This is a genomic window from Phytoactinopolyspora mesophila (assembly GCF_010122465.1).
GTDB lineage: Bacteria > Actinomycetota > Actinomycetes > Jiangellales > Jiangellaceae > Phytoactinopolyspora > Phytoactinopolyspora mesophila.
In genome coordinates, this window is the sequence record NZ_WLZY01000012.1 from 100695 (window position 1) to 116656 (window position 15962).

At 66.3% G+C, this 15962-nt stretch carries 12 protein-coding genes; 5 read left to right on the forward strand and 7 right to left on the reverse strand.

The genetic code is table 11. The annotated features are described in order from the left end of the window. Positions 1-8: 8 nt before the first annotated feature. The 7 genes from F7O44_RS25905 to F7O44_RS25935 form a co-directional block, all read right to left on the reverse strand. Positions 9-1442, reverse strand: a complete 1434-nt coding sequence (locus tag F7O44_RS25905) for a GH1 family beta-glucosidase (RefSeq protein WP_162453216.1) — start codon at positions 1440-1442, stop codon at positions 9-11. Then, positions 1439-4081 (reverse strand): glycoside hydrolase family 2 protein, encoded by a 2643-nt coding sequence (locus F7O44_RS25910; RefSeq protein ID WP_162453217.1) that lies wholly within the window; start codon positions 4079-4081, stop codon positions 1439-1441. The genes F7O44_RS25905 and F7O44_RS25910 overlap by 4 nt, the downstream gene beginning before the upstream one ends. Positions 4082-4108: 27 nt before the next feature. Continuing rightward, the gene (locus tag F7O44_RS25915) at positions 4109-5038 is read right to left on the reverse strand and encodes a carbohydrate ABC transporter permease (protein ID WP_174255990.1); all 930 of its coding nucleotides are present in this window, start codon (positions 5036-5038) and stop codon (positions 4109-4111) included. Then, positions 5035-5997 carry a carbohydrate ABC transporter permease gene (locus F7O44_RS25920; RefSeq protein ID WP_222851707.1) on the reverse strand — a complete coding sequence of 321 codons (963 nt, stop codon included), beginning with the start codon at positions 5995-5997 and terminating at the stop codon, positions 5035-5037. The genes F7O44_RS25915 and F7O44_RS25920 overlap by 4 nt, the downstream gene beginning before the upstream one ends. 5 nt (positions 5998-6002) lie before the next feature. Further along, positions 6003-7421 carry an extracellular solute-binding protein gene (locus F7O44_RS25925; RefSeq protein WP_162453218.1) on the reverse strand — a complete coding sequence of 473 codons (1419 nt, stop codon included), beginning with the start codon at positions 7419-7421 and terminating at the stop codon, positions 6003-6005. A 134-nt stretch (positions 7422-7555) separates the two neighbouring features. Next, the gene (locus tag F7O44_RS25930) at positions 7556-8251 is read right to left on the reverse strand and encodes an aspartate/glutamate racemase family protein (protein WP_162453219.1); all 696 of its coding nucleotides are present in this window, start codon (positions 8249-8251) and stop codon (positions 7556-7558) included. Next, a complete protein-coding gene (locus tag F7O44_RS25935) occupies positions 8248-9171 on the reverse strand; it encodes a hypothetical protein (protein ID WP_222851708.1) in 924 nt (307 codons plus the stop codon). The genes F7O44_RS25930 and F7O44_RS25935 overlap by 4 nt, the downstream gene beginning before the upstream one ends. Positions 9172-9526: 355 nt before the next feature. Between F7O44_RS25935 and F7O44_RS25940 the strand changes: the two genes are divergently transcribed. The 5 genes from F7O44_RS25940 (at position 9527) to F7O44_RS32115 (ending at position 15957) form a co-directional block, all read left to right on the forward strand. Beyond that, complete coding sequence (locus F7O44_RS25940; RefSeq protein WP_162453220.1) at positions 9527-10564, forward strand: LacI family DNA-binding transcriptional regulator; 1038 nt, start codon at positions 9527-9529, stop codon at positions 10562-10564. Positions 10565-10653: 89 nt separating this feature from the next. Further along, the gene (locus tag F7O44_RS25945) at positions 10654-12702 is read left to right on the forward strand and encodes a beta-galactosidase (RefSeq protein ID WP_162453221.1); all 2049 of its coding nucleotides are present in this window, start codon (positions 10654-10656) and stop codon (positions 12700-12702) included. Positions 12703-12770: 68 nt separating this feature from the next. Continuing rightward, positions 12771-14081: an ABC transporter substrate-binding protein gene (locus F7O44_RS25950; RefSeq protein WP_162453222.1), complete on the forward strand. Its 1311-nt coding sequence runs from the start codon at positions 12771-12773 to the stop codon at positions 14079-14081. Further along, positions 14078-15016 (forward strand): carbohydrate ABC transporter permease, encoded by a 939-nt coding sequence (locus F7O44_RS25955; protein WP_162453223.1) that lies wholly within the window; start codon positions 14078-14080, stop codon positions 15014-15016. Before F7O44_RS25950 ends, F7O44_RS25955 begins: the two co-directional genes overlap by 4 nt. Continuing rightward, the gene (locus F7O44_RS32115; RefSeq protein ID WP_222851709.1) at positions 15013-15957 is read left to right on the forward strand and encodes a carbohydrate ABC transporter permease; all 945 of its coding nucleotides are present in this window, start codon (positions 15013-15015) and stop codon (positions 15955-15957) included. Before F7O44_RS25955 ends, F7O44_RS32115 begins: the two co-directional genes overlap by 4 nt. Positions 15958-15962 lie beyond the last annotated feature (5 nt).

The following is a 15962-nucleotide window of genomic DNA, read 5'->3' on the forward strand; positions in this document are numbered from 1 at the left end:
CGCGCCTTTCAGGGGTTGACGCTGCTCGGAGCGGTGCCGGCGGCACCCTGCAGGAAGCCCGCAGCAGGCAGCCGGCCGGTGCGAGCCAGCTCGGCGTACAGGAGTCCGGAGTCCTTGATGGTGCGCTCGCCGGTGCGGTAGTCCACGTGGACCAGGCCGAACCGAGGCCGGTAGCCGAGTGCCCATTCGAAGTTGTCCAGCAGGGACCAGTGCAGGTAGCCACGGACGTCGGCCCCGGCCGCCGCCGCCTCGGCCATCGCGGTCACATGCTGACGGAGGAAGGTTTGCCGCCGGACATCGCGGATCCGGCCGTCGTGCATCGGCGTGTCCGCGAAGATGCCGCCGTTCTCCGCGATGATCAAGGGTACGCCGTCGTACTCGCGGTGCAGCCGGAGCAGCAGGTCGCGGAACGTGCCGGGCGAGATCTCGGTGCCTTCGTCGGTGCGCGGCACCTGCTCCCGAGGCGAGACCACCCGCCACGGGAAGGGCTGGTCCGCGCCGTCCGGCTCGGCCGCCGCCATCACCCGGCGGGTGTAGTAGTTGACCGCGAGGAAGTCGCTGCGCCCGGCGATCGCGGCCTCGTCGCCGGAACGGATCTCGGTGAGCTCCCGTCCGAGTGCCCGCTCGTAGTGCTCGCGCATGTCGGCCGGGTACCCCTTGCCGAACAAGGGATCGAGGTGCCAGCGATTGCAGTAACCGTCCGATGCCCAGGCCGCGGCGACGTCGCGCTCGTCGTCCGACGCAGGTACGCAGGGCAGCAGGTTCAAGGCCGCACCGACCTGAACACCCGGATAGCGCCGGAGGACGTCGGCTCCCGCCCCGTGCGCCAGCATCACGTGATGTCCCGCGGCCACCGACGCGCCAAGGTCCCGAATACCTGGTGCGTGCAGCCCCAGGCGGTAGCCGAGCAGCGCGATGATCCATGGCTCGTTCTGGGTGATCCACCACTGCACCCGGTCTGCCAGCCGGTCAGCGACGGCCACCGTGTACTCGGCGAATGCGTCGACGCTGGAGCGCCCGGCCCAGCCGCCGTCGGCCATCAGCGCTTGCGGCATGTCCCAATGGTTCAGCGTGAGCACCGGGACGATGTCCCGTTCGAGCAGTGCATCGACGAAACGTTCGTAGTGATCGAGTCCACGTTTCTCCACCCGCCCCCGGCCCTCTGGCATGATCCGCGACCACGCCACCGAGAACCGGTACGCCCCGAGGTTCATCCGGCTGATCAGGTCGATATCCTCCGGCCAGCGCCGATACGAGTCGCACGCCACGGAGGCGTCGCCGCCGTCCTCGATCGCGCCTGGCCGCCGGGCGAAGACGTCCCAGACAGACTCCCCACGGCCGTCAGCATCGAGGCTTCCTTCGATCTGGTACGACGAGGTGGCGGCGCCCCAGAGAAAGCCCGGCGAGAACGCCACGTCCGTGGTGCCGGTCGATTCGGTCATGATGCGATGTCCTCCACGATCAAGGGGTCGGTGTTCCAGGACTCCAGGAGCAGTCGCCGGGATGGCGGGGCCGAGCGCCACGTGACTGCGAATTCTCGCGTTTCGCCGGGTAACAGCGGGCGAGGATCGAGGTCGACGACGGCCCAGCCCGCAAGTCCCGCAGGTCGGTCGTCACTGAGCTGAAGGCCGACGACGGCCGGGCCGCCGGCATGCTCCACCCGCACCAGAGTGCTCGCATCGTCGCTCCGTGACGTGACGTCCACCCGTAGCTCGGCACGGCCCAGGTCCAGCATCGGAGCGAGGTTCGGGCCGGACGACAGCACGACCCGCTCCCGGTCGATCAACGACGAGTCGGCCGCCCGCCATTCGAGGTCCCAGAACAGCACCGGGTCGCCGAGATCGCCCACTCCCGCCAGATCGGCCATCAACATTCCGGCGGCACCCGGCTGGTCGACTCGTCCCGGCACGGACCAGCTTTCTGCAGCCACCTCCCCGCCTGCGCTGGTCAGCAGTTTGGCGGTGACCTGTCCACCTTCCGCACGCCCAGGCTCGGACCATATCCATGCTTCGACGGCGGCGTGGCCGCCGTCGTGCGCCATCCTGTCCACCCTCGCCGTGACCCGCTCAGGCAGATAGGCGCGGGCCACCGCATGATAGGCAAGCTTGGGCTCACCCGAATGATCGATGACGGCCGTGCACCATCCGTTCGGATAGGACTCGGCCAGCTGCCACGGAATGACCATAGAGCTTCTGGGCCAGCGCCGCCGGTCCGCTTCCACCGCGTAGGCCAGCCCGGTGGCCTGGAGGAACTGGCTGGCCCGCCGGACCTGATCCGGCGTACGCAGGCGCCCGCCGAAGCAGTCTTGGACCACTTCGGTGTTGTTCCACCAATCGCCCAGGTGCCGATAAACCGGGTTGTCGCGGCCGGTCGGCCAACGGTCCGCGGCGGGCACCAGCGAACGCCACAACCTGCGGTTGGCCATCCCCTCAACGCCGAACTCGGTGTGGGCCAGCGCCCGGCCCTGATTGTAGAGCGTGTAGTGCGCCTCAAGTCCCTGATGCTCCCAAGGCCCGTGAACATCATGCATGTCGTCCGGCCGCACGTCGATCACGTCGAGCCGGTTATGGAACACAGGCCCGGTTGGTGACGTCGGAACCCAATGCCGTCCAGGGTCCAGGCGCGCCACCTCGTCGCGCAGGGCGGTGAGCGCGAGCGACCGGGTCTCGTTCAGGGGGCCGTGGTCGTCCTCGAGTTCGTTTCCGCCGCCCCACATCAGCAGAGCTGGGTGATGGGTGCGGCTGGGAACGACGACACGCGCCTCCTCGCGCAGGTGCTCCACGAAGCCGGGAGACGTTGACGGCGCGCTCTGCATGCCGGAGCTGGACTGAGAGAACTCTTGCCAGACAAACAGCCCGGCGCGGTCGCAGGCGTCGTAGAACTGTTCAGTCTCGATCAGCCCGCCGCCCCACACCCGCAGGATCCTGGCACCGCAACGTGCCGCCAGGTCGATCAGGTGCTCCACCTTGGATTGATCGATCTCGCCGTAGAGCGCGTCCGCAGGTGCCCAGTTCCAGCCGATCAGCTCCATCGGGCGGTGGTTCACCACGGCGGTGTAGGGCAGGGCTCCAGCGGGACCACCGGTATTGGGCCGCATCTCGACGTGCCGGAAACCCACCGTGGTCGTGTGCTGGACAGCCTGGCCGGCCGTATCGGACACCCGTACTTCCACCGTGTACAGCCGCTGCTCGCCCATCCCTTTCGGCCACCACAGCAACGGCGCCGACACGTGTACGACCGTGGTGAACCGGTGGGAGCGCGGCGCAGGCGACGCCACACTGTTCTTGTCGGCGTCCAGGTCGACGACACTCGCATCCGTGTCGGCCACCGTGACCCCGTACGGGTCACGAACGGCGATTTTCACGGCCGGTGACGCGCCGTCCGCGGCCTCGAGCACGGCAGCGACATGAACCCGGCTACTCCCGAGATCCGCGTCGAGCTCAGCTCGGACGCGCAGATCGCTCAGATGCACAGTGCCGATCTCGAGGCGGACATCGCGCCAGATGCCCTGGTGGATGAGTCGTGGACAAAAGTCCCAGCCATAACCCATGCGCGGTGCGTGCCGTGTCACCCGGTCCGTGCGGCCTACCTGGGGCTCGCCGGGAGGCGCCGGCGGTATCACCACCGCGAGCCGGTGTGCACCGCCATCGGCGACGAGTTCGGTGACGTCGAACCGGCCGGGCCGGTACAGCCCGTCGAGTGTGCCCACCTCGACGGCGTCGACGTAGACGCGAGCACCCGGATCAACCCCGTCGAAGCACAGCACGGCCCGTTCTCCCGGTGCCGGGGCCGGTGCGCCGAACTCGCGGCGATACACCCAGGAGCGGGCGGCGACCCACTCGGCGCACCGCGAATTGCGCGCGACGTATGGATCGGGGAGCTCACCGGCGCGAGACAGGTCGCCGATGACGGAACCAGGCACGCGCGCGGGTAACCAGCCTGGCGCCAGCCCGGCCCTCGCGGTGGCCTCCCCGACGTTGTTTCGCGCGGTCACCGGTTTGTCGACATACCACCGCCAGGTGTCACCCAGAGCTTCGCGCACGGACCAGGCCGGACCGCTGAGATCGATCGTCGTCTTCATCACGTTCGGCCTGGCAGAGCCGGCACGTCACCCCTTGGTGCCGGTTGTGGCGATGCCCTGGACGAAGTGCCGCTGCCCCAGGAAGAACAAGATGATCATCGGAATAGTGGTGATCACACTCGCGGTCACCACGATCTCCCAGTGCCAGTTGCCACCGAATCCGTACTGATCGAGCAACGACTTCAAACCCCGCGGCACCGTGAACTTGTCGCTGTCGCGCAGATAGATCAGCGGCCGCATCAGATCGGTCCAGGCGGCCTGGAACTCAAAGATCAGCGTGATGATCAGCGCCGGTTTACACAACGGAGCCGCGACCCGGGCGAAGATCGTCCAGTTGTTGGCGCCGTCGATCTTGGCCGCGTCGAAGAGGTCCCGGGGCAGGCCGAGGAAGAACTGCCGGAGCAGGAAGATGTAGAACGCGCTACCGAAGAGATTCTGCGCCCACAGCGGGGTCAGCGTGTTGACCATGCCCAGGTTGTTCCAGATGAGGAACTGGGGAATCATCGTCACCGCGCCGGGCAGCATCATCGTGGCGAGCACGATGCCGAACAGGAAGTTCCGGCCCCGGAATCGGAAGTACGAGAACCCCCAGGCCACCAGCGCACTCGAGATGGTGACCGCGACGGCCGCCAGCACCGTGACGAAGATGGTGTTCCACAGCCACAACAACATCGGCGCCTGCTGCCAGACGTTGATGTAGTTGTCGAAGGTGAACGTCTCGGGAAGGATCTTGTTGTCGAAGACTTCACCCTGCGGCTTGAACGACGCGCTGAGCAGCCAGATGAACGGGTAGATGAACACCAGCGTGACGGCGCCCAGCGCGGTGAAGAGCAGGATCGTCTTCAGCGTGATCTTGCGCTTCTTCGGCCGCGGCGGAACCCTCGCCTGCGCAGGCCTGGGGGCATCGGGCGCGCCGGCATCGTCGACGTGTTCGGTCCCGATCGCGCCGGCCGTCATCGCTGCTCCCCTTCGTAGTAGACGAAGCGCTTGCTGATCGTCATCTGCACGGCGGTGAAGACCATGATGATGAGGAACAGCAGCCACGCCATGGCGGACGCGTAACCCATGTTGAGGAACTCGAAGCCCTGCTGGAACAGGTAGATGACGTAGAAGAGCGCGGCGTCATTGCTGTAGGTCGTGTTGCCCGCGCCGAAGTACGCGGTATAGGCCTCGGTGAATGTCTGGAACGCGGCGATGGTGTTCACGATGAAGATGAAGAAGATCGCACCGCTGATCATCGGCAGCGTGATCTTGAACGTCTGTTGCCACCAGTTCGCGCCGTCGACCCGTGCGGAGTCGTACATCTCCTGCGGCACGTTCTGCAAGGCCGCAAGCAAGATGATCACCGACGAGCCGACCGACCACAAGCTGATCAGAATGAGGCCGGGTTTCACCCACGTGGGATCCGTCGTCCACGCCGGGCCGTCGATACCGACCCAGCCCAGCACAGTGTTGATCAAGCCGTCCTGCCCGTTGAACAGCAGCAGGAGAAGAATCCCGACTGCCACCGGCGGGGTCATCTTCGGCAAGAAGAACGCCGTGCGGAAGAAGCCGGCCGACCGGCCGGCCTTGTAAAGCAGGAGGGCAAGCGCCAGCGACACCATCACGTAAAGCGGAACCTGCAGGACCGTGAAGTAGAACGTGTTCCACAGCGCAAGGCGAATTTTCGGGTCCTCGAGCATGCGCTGGTAGTTGTCGAGCCCGATGAACTCGGGATCGTTGATGACGTCGTAGTTGGTCAGCGACAGGTACCCGCTGTAGATGATCGGCCATGCGGTGAAGACCAGGAAGCCGATGATCCACGGGCTGATGAACAGCAGGGCGGCGCGGGTGTTACGCCTGCGGCTGATCCGTTTCGCCCGGAGCGCCGAGGTGTCACTCGGCGCTCCAGGCGAAGCGGCTGTGGTGGCTGTCAATGCCGTTAGTCCTCGTCCCAGGCGGCCCAAGCCTCGTCGAGAGCGCTTTGCGCTTCCTGCTGGGCTTGTTCCATCGCTGCCTGCGGCTCTTGCTGACCGTTCAGGACCCGGTTGACGGCGTCCTGCCAGGCGGTCTTGAATTCCGCGTCGGCCGGGTTGGCGGGGAGACTCGTGGTGTGCTCGTTGGCCTCGTACGTGGCCTCGATCGCGGCGTCCCACTTGGCGTCACCGCTGGGCTCCACCAACGCGTCGTAGATCTCCTGGTCGGCCACGGCGTTGCCGGTGAGCAGCCCGGTGAACGGCTTGCCGTCCTCGGCCCGCGCGTCGGCCCGTGCCTGCGCCGCTTTCATCCAGGTTTCGGGGGCTGTCATGGTCTTGATGAACCGGCAGGCCGCCTCCGGGTTGTCGGCGTCGGCCGAGATGGCCCATGCGGAACCGGAGGAGTAGGCGATCGGCTGGCCCTGCCGGTCCTTGGCCGTGGTGAACGCCAGTGGTGCGTCCGGTGAGACGTCGTTGAGCACGTTGACGTACCACTGTTCGAACTGCATGGCGCCCAGCTCGCCGGCGGCGAACTGGTTGCCGTTGCCGAAGAAGTCAGCGGAGTCCCGGACCGCCTTCACGGTGCCGAAGCCACCCTGCAGTTCATAGATGCCGACGGCCCACTCGAGCGCTTCCACGACCTTGGGGTCATCAAGGTGGGCCGTCCTGCCGTCGTCGGAGAGCAGCTGCCCGCCGTTGGCGCGAACCCACAGCGGGAGGAACTCGGGGAGTTTGCTGTCGAAGCCGATGACGGAAAGCCGGCCGCCGTCCTGCTCGTACATCGCCTCGGTGGCCGCCTCGATCGCCTCCCAGTCGGATCCGTCGACGTCGTCCAGCGTCAGACCGGCCTCGTCCAGCAGATCCGCGTTCGCCATGGTGATCTGCACCTGGTTGAACTCGGGGATCGCGTAGAGCTGGCCTTCGAACGTGACCTGCTCGACAGCGGCTTCGCGGTACATCGAGACGTCGATGCCCTCACCGTCGACACACTCGTTGAGCGGCATGATCGCGCCCCTGGAGGCGAACGTTCCGATCTGGTCGCGGTTGGGCCGGATCAGGTCCGGCGGCTCGCCGGTGGCCATCGCGGAGAGAAACTGCTGGATGTCCAGTTCGCCCTCGGCCAGGCTGACGTCTACCGGCTCGATGGCTGCTACGGCGTCGTCGTAGCGGATCTCGGCGATCTCATCACCGAGAGCGAAGCCCATGATCGTCATGTTGCCGCTGAGCTCGGCGTCCGGATCGAATGCAGAGCTGCCTTCAACGGTGCTGTCGTCCGGATTGTCATTGTCGCCGGCGTTGTCGTTCCCGGTACCGCTGGCGCATGCCGCGAGGGTCAAACCTGCGGCCGCCACCAGAACCAACCACCGGACGGGTGCAGGTCTCATGGGCTGTCCTCCATGTCTGGGGAGGCGCCTGGCGTGCGGCGCCCACAATGTGGCAACGATTTCATATGAGAACGTACCCATGCCTGTGACTCGCGTCAATGCATGTACGTAACGAATCTGAAACGGAGTCCGTCTCACACGTGGCGACGGGCCAGCAGGCGTCCCACCGCCAGCCGCGGGGAACTCACCACCGCGACACGTCCCGCATCGGCCACCTCGTCCGCCAGGTGGGCCATCGAAGCCTGCGCCAGCACCACGACGTCGGCCCGCTCCGGCACGGCCCACCGCACGGCCGCCTGGACAACCAGCGCGTCGTGCCGCTGATCGTCTCCGGCCGCGCGCGCCTGGCCGGCCGCGGTGAGAGTCTCGGTCTCGATGCTCATGGCCATCCCTGCCTGCGTGCCACTACGTCTGAGCAGCCGCACCGTCGGGCCGATAGTGCTGTCCACAGTGGCGAGCACGGCGATGCGTCCATTGTCGCCGGCCAGCTCGACGGCGTGGTCGGCCATCGCCTGGTCGATCCGTATCACCGGGGTGCCGCTGTGCGCCGCTGGGATCTCTTCGGTCGCCTCCCCCAGCGACGAGCATGTCACCAGAATGCCCGCGGCCCCTTGCGATCGAAGGTGGGCGACGTGTGAGTCCAGCCGGACCAGGACGTCCGGCGTCACACCGGCGGACATCGCCGCATGAAGCAGCCACGGATCGGTGAGATGAATCAGCTCGACCGCCACGTCGAGCTGGCCGGCAGCGTCGAGGATCAGATCATGAAACACGGGCGCCAGCGCTGGAACGGTGTGCACCAGACCCAGTCGGCGCGCCGGCCCCGTCATGCTTGCCACCAGGGGCGGGCATGCGCGTCGACCACATCGACAAGGTGCCGCAGACGTGGCAATGACCTTTGCTCGAGCTCGACCAGCGGCCGCCCGACAACATCGCTCCACAATGCCCGGCCGGCCAGAAAACCGGAAGCACCGGCCCGGCACGCGGCAGCGACGGCATCCGGGAAACGCTCGAGCTGGACCCCCTGGGAGAGAACCACCCATGGCCCGATGACGGATTCGTCGAGTGCACGGCACTCGTCCTCCAGCTCGGCCAGCTCACCTCGCCCGGCACTCGGGACTTGCGCCTTGTAGAGGCTTGGGCGCAGAGCAGACAGTTCCGCGGCGGCCTCACGGATCGCGGTGTTGAGATCCCAACCGCGCTCGGCCTCCGCAGGCGTCGCGCGCACCACCGGTTCCAGGACGCTGAGCACGCCGTGCTTGCGAGCAAGCTCGATGAAGTCGCGGGCCAGCCGGACACGCTGCTCACGGAGGCTGTCCCGGCGCCAGATCACCAGCAACTTGATCGCCGCGACACCGTCGAATCCGCCCGCGGCAGCCACCGCATCCGGGTCGAGCCGCGTCTCTTCCACCGGCCCGCCAACTGACTGCTCGAGAGCATCGACGGCGAGGATCAGCCCGCACGATCCCGGGAGAACCCCCTGCGTGCGCACAGCGTCGAAGCCGAGCTCCCGGTCGATCAAGAAGCCCGACGCGCACGGCCCGAGTTCCCGGGCAACAGCCAGCTTGAACTCGGTGAGTTCGCTCGTCGACGGGCGATCACCGGTGACCTGCTCGAACATGGCCCGCAAGCTCTCGCGCTGGTCCATGGCGACCATGGCGAGGCCGCCGCGCGGCCGGGCCAGGGTTTCCAGTGACGACGGGTCAGCGACTGGACTTACAGACGCCGCCGGCATCGAGTCCTCGTTCATCGGAGCTCCTTCGCATACGGGTACCTCACTGACAGGCCCCAGGAGGGGATTGTGACAACGATCCCACATTACGGCCTCCCGCTTACCTCTTCCGCCGCCCGGGCGAAGAAGACGCGCTGAGCGGCCTCAGCGCCGTCCGCGTCGCCACCCTCAGGAGAGTGCACCCAGCGCCCTGCGCCACATGCGTAGGGCAAGGCCACAGGCTTTGCCGGCGACCTGAAAGCCAGTAACCCTTGCGCGACTATCTTGCGCGCGACGCCAAACTGGCGTAGGTTCCTCCGAAACGTAGGCGAAACGCTTCGATAATGTGCGTCAAGCGTTCGGCGGTCAGGCGTTCGGCGATGGAGTGTTCGGCATGGCATCGATCCACGACGTAGCGCGGGTATCCGGCGTGTCGATCAGCACCGTCTCTTACGCGCTCAGTGGTAAGCGCCCGGTTTCCGAGGCCACCCGGGCCCGGATCGCCAAGGCCGCGAAAGAACTCGGCTACCAGCCGAATGCCCGCGGACGGATGCTCGCCGGACGCCGAACCCAACTACTCGCCCTGACCGCCCCGCTGCATGCGGAGACGTCGGCGCCAGCTCACATGGCCTTCGTCCTTGCGGTCGTGACAGCCGCGCGCCGATACGACTACGACGTCATCCTGCTCACCGAAGAGGAAGCGACCGGAGGCCTGAGCCGGGTCACCTCGAGCAAGCTCGCGGACGGCATCGTCGTCCTCGATGTCGCCATCGACGACCACCGCGTCGATCTCATCCGTGACCTCGACATCCCTGCCGTGTTGATCGGGGTGCCCGGCAACACGGCAGGCCTCGTCTGCGTCGACCTGGATTTCGAGGCGGCAGCTCGCCTGGCCGTCGACCAACTGGCCGACAACGGACACACCTCACTTGCCCTGCTCGGCGAGCCGCATGCCGTTTACGAGCGTGGCTCGAACTATCCACGACGTTTCCGGGACGCCCTTCTGACCCATGCCGCGGCCCGGAGCGTCGACTGCATCTTCGTCGAGTCGTCCAAGAACCCGGTCGACGTACGCGCTGCCATCGACACCGCACTAGCGGCCGAACCTCGCCCCACCGGCCTGGTGATGCAGTGTGCGGAACCCAGCCAGGTGACCACACTGGAGCATCTCGCTGCCCGGGGCGTACGGATTCCAGCCGAGCTGTCGGTGATCTCGGCCGCTTCCACCTTCGACACATCGCGGTTCACACCGCCGCTTGATGTCATACCGCTGGTCCCGGCAGAGACATCAGACCGCGCCATCGACCTTTTGATGACCACTTTCAGTAAACGGCATGAGCCGGTAGTCGAACTACTCGCGCCGCGCTACTTCGCGAACGGTTCCGTCGGGCCGCCGCCGGCGCGGTCCATTCCTCGCCCCCATACCAACTGAGCCGCAGCAACCTACGGAGAGCCGCATGCTAGTCATCGAAACGTTTCGACGCCCGAGCGTCCGGGTCGTAGCCGCACGGGCGGCCAACAATGCCGGCTGACCCCAGCGGCCAGCGGCTGGCCAGGTGGCACGACCGTCTCGCATTCGGCGGCGACTACAACCCCGAGCAATGGCCGGAAGAGACCTGGCACGAGGACGTCCGGCTGATGCGGGCGGCCGGTGTCAACACCGCCACAGTCGGCGTCTTCTCGTGGTCGATGCTGGAACCGGCCGAGCGTGTCTACGATTTTGGCTGGCTCGACCGGATCATGGACCTGCTCCACGAGAACGGCATCCGTGTCGTCCTTGCCACCCCCACCGCGTCGCCGCCGCCCTGGTTCACCCTCGCGCACCCCGAAGCGCTGCCTGTCACCCCGGCGGGCGTCCGGCTGATTCACGGCAGCCGGGACACCTACAACCCCGCCGCACCCGCGTACCGGGCCGCAGCCCGAAGAATCGCCCGCGCGATGGCCGAACGCTACGCCACCCACCCGGCTCTCGCCATGTGGCACGTCCACAACGAGTACGGCACCGTCTCCTACGGCCCCGTCACCGACGACGCGTTCCGGGCATGGCTCCAGCAGCGCTACGGCAGCCTCGACGTGGTCAACCGGACGTGGAACACCGCCTTCTGGTCACAACGGTACGGCCGGTGGGAAGAGATCTTCGCCCCGCAAGCCACGCAGTACCTGCCCAACCCCGGGCAGGTACTGGACTTCAAACGCTTCAGCGCCGACGTGCTCACCCAATGCCTGGACGACCAGGTGGCGATCCTCCGCGAGACGACGCCGGACATCCCCATCACCACCAACTTCATACTGCCCACCTGGAACAACTATGACCAGTGGGCCTTCGCCCGGCGGATCGACCAGGTGTCGATCGACCATTACCTGGACGAACGCGGCCCGAAGGGTGAAATCCACGTCGCCTTCGGCGCCGACCTGGCCCGCAGCTTCAACGACGGCCGGCCGTGGCTGCTCATGGAGCAGGCCACCAGCCTCATCTACGACTACGCCGGCGGCCGCATGCATGTGAAAGAACCGGGACGGATGCGGCGGAACACACTGCAGTACCTGGCACGCGGCGCGACCGGCTCGCTGTTCTTCCAATGGCGTTCTCCCCAGGTAGGCGCCGAGTTCTTCCACTCGGCGATGGTCCCCCACGCCGGCCCGGACAGCCGGATCTTCCGGGAGATCACCGAACTCGGTGCGGACCTGGCCAAGCTGGCCGAGCTCGCCGAGCCACCTTCCCAGGGCCCGGTCAACGACCACAAGGTGGCGATCTTCTGGCAGGCCGACGCTTGGTGGGCCGCGGAGACCCGGTCGATGCCGTCATCCGACACCGGCTTCCTCGAAGCCGTGCGCCGGGCTCATACCGCCCTCTGGAATCTGGGCATCAACGCCGACGTCGTCGATCCCGACGGCGACCTCAGCCGCTACGACCTCATCCTGATCCCCAGCATGCTGGCCGTCAGCGACGCACAAGCAGCGGCCGCCGGCGCATACGTGCGCGCCGGCGGGCACCTGGTCGTCTGGCACTTCTCAGGCACTACCGACGAGCACCTGTGGGTCCGGCCCGGCGGCTATACAGGTGCCTTCGCGGCCACGCTCGGCATCCGGGTCGAAGAACACGTTCCACTAGCCGCCGAAGACTCCCTGACCTTGGACGACGCGAGCGAGTGCGGTTCCTGGAGCGAGCTCGTCCATCTCACCGGGGCCGAGGCCGTCGCACGATACGACACTGGAGCCCACCCGGTGATTCCAGCCGGGTCGGCGGCCATTACCCGCCACCGTCTGGGCGCCGGCGTAGCTCACTATTTCTCGACCCGGCTGGCCGACGACGCGTTGGAGCGGCACCTCGACAGGATCCGCACCGAGGCCGGCGTCGAGCCGGTCCACAAAGCGGCCGGCCGCGGCGTCGAGGTGCTCCGCCGCCGCGCGGGCAATCGCGACTACCTGTTCTTGTTCAACCACACCTCCGAGCCGATCTCGGCCGTCCTCACCGGCACCGACGTGTTGAAGAGGCAGGAACTGGACGGTCCGGTCACGGTGGCGGCGGGCGAGGCCGTCGTCGTCCGCGAGCCCGGAAGAACGCCCTGACCAGAGCAGGGCCGCCGCGCCCTGCCACGAGCCACCTTCGGGTGGAGCATCAGAAAGGAACATCACGCATGGGACTGAACCTGAAGAGCCGACTCGGAACCGCGCTCGTCCTGTCCGCGGGATCGGCGTTGTTTCTCGCCGCCTGTGGCAGCGACAACTCCGGCGACGACGACTCCGGCACCGCGGCCGATGAGGGCCCCGTCACCATCGAGTTCTGGGGCTGGGTGCCCGGTCTGGAGGAAGCCGTCGAACAGTGGAACGACGAGAACCCGAACATCCAGGTCGACTTCTTCCGGATGACCGGTGACGACGGTGACAAGATTCCCGCCGCGATCGACGCCGGCACCGCTCCCGATGTGGTGCAGATGTCGGTCCATTCGCTCCCAGGCCACATCGTCAACAACCGTCTCAGTGACCTGACCGAGGTGGCAGGCCACTTGGAGGACCACTTCACGCCCAGCGCATGGGGGTCCGTGGTCTTCGACGGCACCCTGTATGCGATTCCGCAGGACTCCGGCCCGACCGGACTGATGTACCGCAAGGACATTTTCGATGAGCACGGCATCGACGTCCCCACAACCTGGGACGAGTTCATCGAAGCCGGCCGTGAACTGAAGGACGCCGATCCCGACATCACCATCGCCCAGTTCTCCCCCAACGAGATCGGCTTCTGGGTTCAGAGCGTGTGGCAGAACGGCGGCAGCTGGAACGGTATCGAGGGCGACGCGTGGACCGTCAATGTCGCCGATCCGGAAAGCCTCGAGGTAGCGGAGGTGTGGCAGACACTGCTCGACGAGGACCTGGTCACCACGGTCGAGATGTGGACGCCGGAGTACTGGGCGGAGATCAACGCGGGCACCATCGCCACCGTGAACTACGCGGCATGGTTCCCGGTGCTGCTCGAAGACAGCGCCGAGTCGACCGCCGGCAACTGGGCGGTCGCGCCGAGTCCCACCTTCGAAGGGTCGGACGCCGCCGGTGACACCGGCGGCAGCGTGAACGTCATCCCGACGGGCACCGAACACGTCGAGCAGGCGGCCGCCTTCGTCGAGTGGCTGAACACGAGTGAGGACGGCCTGGAGCACCTGATCAACGGCGGCATCTTCCCATCCGCGGTGGCAGGTCTCGAGCACGAGAACCTGCTGACCGAAGAAGAGTTCTTCGGTGGTCAGGTCATCAACGAGGTCTTCGCCGAAGCCGCGCTCACAGTCCCCGCCACCTGGGTCGACGGCCCCACATACGATCTCATCCAGGACGCCTTCAGGGACGAGTTCGCGCAGGTGGCGAACGGACGCAAGACATTCGCCGAAGCTCTGGAGGACCTCCACGCGCGGACCGTCGCAGACCTCACGGACATGGGTCTGAGCGTTCACGAATGAGCATCAGCACCTCCACGACCCCGGCCGGATCCCGCCGCGCATGGCGCAGCGGGGTCCGCTGGGCGCCGTACGTGTTTCTCGCGCCGTTCGTGACGTTGTTCCTGGTGTTCCTCGTCGCCCCGATCGTCACTGCGCTGTACACCAGCTTCTTCTCGGTGGAGCGAAGCGGCCTGGGATTCGGCAACGCGAACGAAAGTGTCTTCGTCGGCTTCGACAATTATGTCCGGGCCTTCTCCCACACCGGATTCATCACCAGTTTCGGCCGGGTGCTGCTCTTCGGGATCGTTCAGGTCCCGGTCATGTTGACGCTGGCGATCGCGTTGGCGCTGCTCTTCGACTCCGCCACGGTGCGCTGGAAGCGGTTCTTTCAGCTGAGTGTGTTCATTCCGTACGCGGTGCCGGCGGTCGTCGCCACACTGCTCTGGGGGTTTCTCTATCAGCCCCGGGTGAGCCCGATCGTGGAGCTGCTCCAGTCGATCGGGGTGAGCGTCGATTTCCTCGCGCCGGGCACGGTGCTGTGGGCGATCGCCAACGTCAGCATCTGGTCAGTGACCGGCGTCAACATGATCATCATCTTCGCCGCTCTCCAGACAGTGCAACGCGATGTGTACGAGGCGGCCCGGATCGACGGTGCGAGTGAGCTCCGGATGGCGCTGCAGATCAAACTGCCGATGGTGCTCCCAGCGGTGTTCCTGACCACGCTGTTCTCCATCATCGGAACGCTGCAGCTCTTCAACGAGCCGATGACGCTCCGGTCGGTGACATCGAACGTCACCGGCGATTACACCCCGAACATGGCCGTCTTCTCCGCCACCACCCTGGGTGGAAACCTCAACCTCGGCTCCGCCATGGCGATCATCCTCGGACTGGTGACCTTCGCGCTGTCGATCATCGTCTCGGTGGCCTCGAACCGCAGGAAGGGGGCCGCAGCGTGAGTCACACGACAACATCCACCTCGCGTCCGGCCGGGCATCTGTCCGGCGCGCGCGGAGCGCGGCTGCGCCAAGCCCGGCCGAAGGTCCACCCGCAGGGCGAGCGGCCCAGCCGGCGCGCCCGGCTACTCGGATGGATCTTCATGATCGCCGTCGGGCTCTATTTCCTGGCGCCGGTGTACTGGCTGATCGTCGCATCGACGAAATCCACGGGTGACTTGTTCTCCACGCCAGGGTTTCTGTTCGCCGAGTTCAACCTCTGGCAGAACCTGGTCGAGCTGAGTCAGCGCGAGAACGGCATCTTCTGGCGATGGATGTTCAACTCGCTGATCTACTCCGGTCTCGGCAGCGTGCTGATGACGTTCATCAGCGTCATTTCCGGATACGCACTGGCGATGTACCGGTTCCGGGGCCGTAACGTCGTACTCGCCGCGGTGATCGGCAGCATGCTCGTACCGCAGACGGTGCTGGCTCAGCCCACCTACACACTGCTGGTCAACATCGGGCTCAACAACACGATGCTCGGCGTCCTGCTACCGAGCCTGGTCTATCCGTTCGGTGTCATGCTGGGCTATATCTACGCCCAATCCAGTGTGCCCCAGGAGCTGCTGGAAGCCGCCCGGATGGACGGAGCGAGTGAGTGGCGGGCGTTTTTCTCCATCGCCCTCAAACTACTGAGCCCGGGGGCGGTGACTATCTTGCTGTTCGCGTTCATCGGCAGCTGGAACAACTTCATGCTGCCGCTGCTGGTGCTCAACGACACTCGACTACAGCCGGTCACGGTGGGCCTGTCCGGCTGGAGCCAGGCCGCCATCACTGTCCCCGGCTTGCAGACGCTGGTCATCGTCGGCGCTCTGGTCTCGATCATCCCGATCGTCATCGTCTTCGTGTCGCTGCAGCGATACTGGCGCGCCGGGCTGGCCGCCGGCGGATTGAAGCTCTGACCCGA

Coding starts and splice junctions, on each gene's coding strand:
- F7O44_RS25955 (WP_162453223.1), top strand. CDS start 14,078: ATGAGCATCAGCACCTCCACGACCCCGGCCGGATCCCGCCGCGCATGG.
- F7O44_RS25930 (WP_162453219.1), bottom strand. CDS start 8,251: ATGACGGGGCCGGCGCGCCGACTGGGTCTGGTGCACACCGTTCCAGCG.
- F7O44_RS25935 (WP_222851708.1), bottom strand. CDS start 9,171: ATGAACGAGGACTCGATGCCGGCGGCGTCTGTAAGTCCAGTCGCTGAC.
- F7O44_RS25910 (WP_162453217.1), bottom strand. CDS start 4,081: ATGAAGACGACGATCGATCTCAGCGGTCCGGCCTGGTCCGTGCGCGAA.
- F7O44_RS25915 (WP_174255990.1), bottom strand. CDS start 5,038: ATGACGGCCGGCGCGATCGGGACCGAACACGTCGACGATGCCGGCGCG.
- F7O44_RS25925 (WP_162453218.1), bottom strand. CDS start 7,421: ATGAGACCTGCACCCGTCCGGTGGTTGGTTCTGGTGGCGGCCGCAGGT.
- F7O44_RS25945 (WP_162453221.1), top strand. CDS start 10,654: ATGCCGGCTGACCCCAGCGGCCAGCGGCTGGCCAGGTGGCACGACCGT.
- F7O44_RS25950 (WP_162453222.1), top strand. CDS start 12,771: ATGGGACTGAACCTGAAGAGCCGACTCGGAACCGCGCTCGTCCTGTCC.
- F7O44_RS25940 (WP_162453220.1), top strand. CDS start 9,527: ATGGCATCGATCCACGACGTAGCGCGGGTATCCGGCGTGTCGATCAGC.
- F7O44_RS25905 (WP_162453216.1), bottom strand. CDS start 1,442: ATGACCGAATCGACCGGCACCACGGACGTGGCGTTCTCGCCGGGCTTT.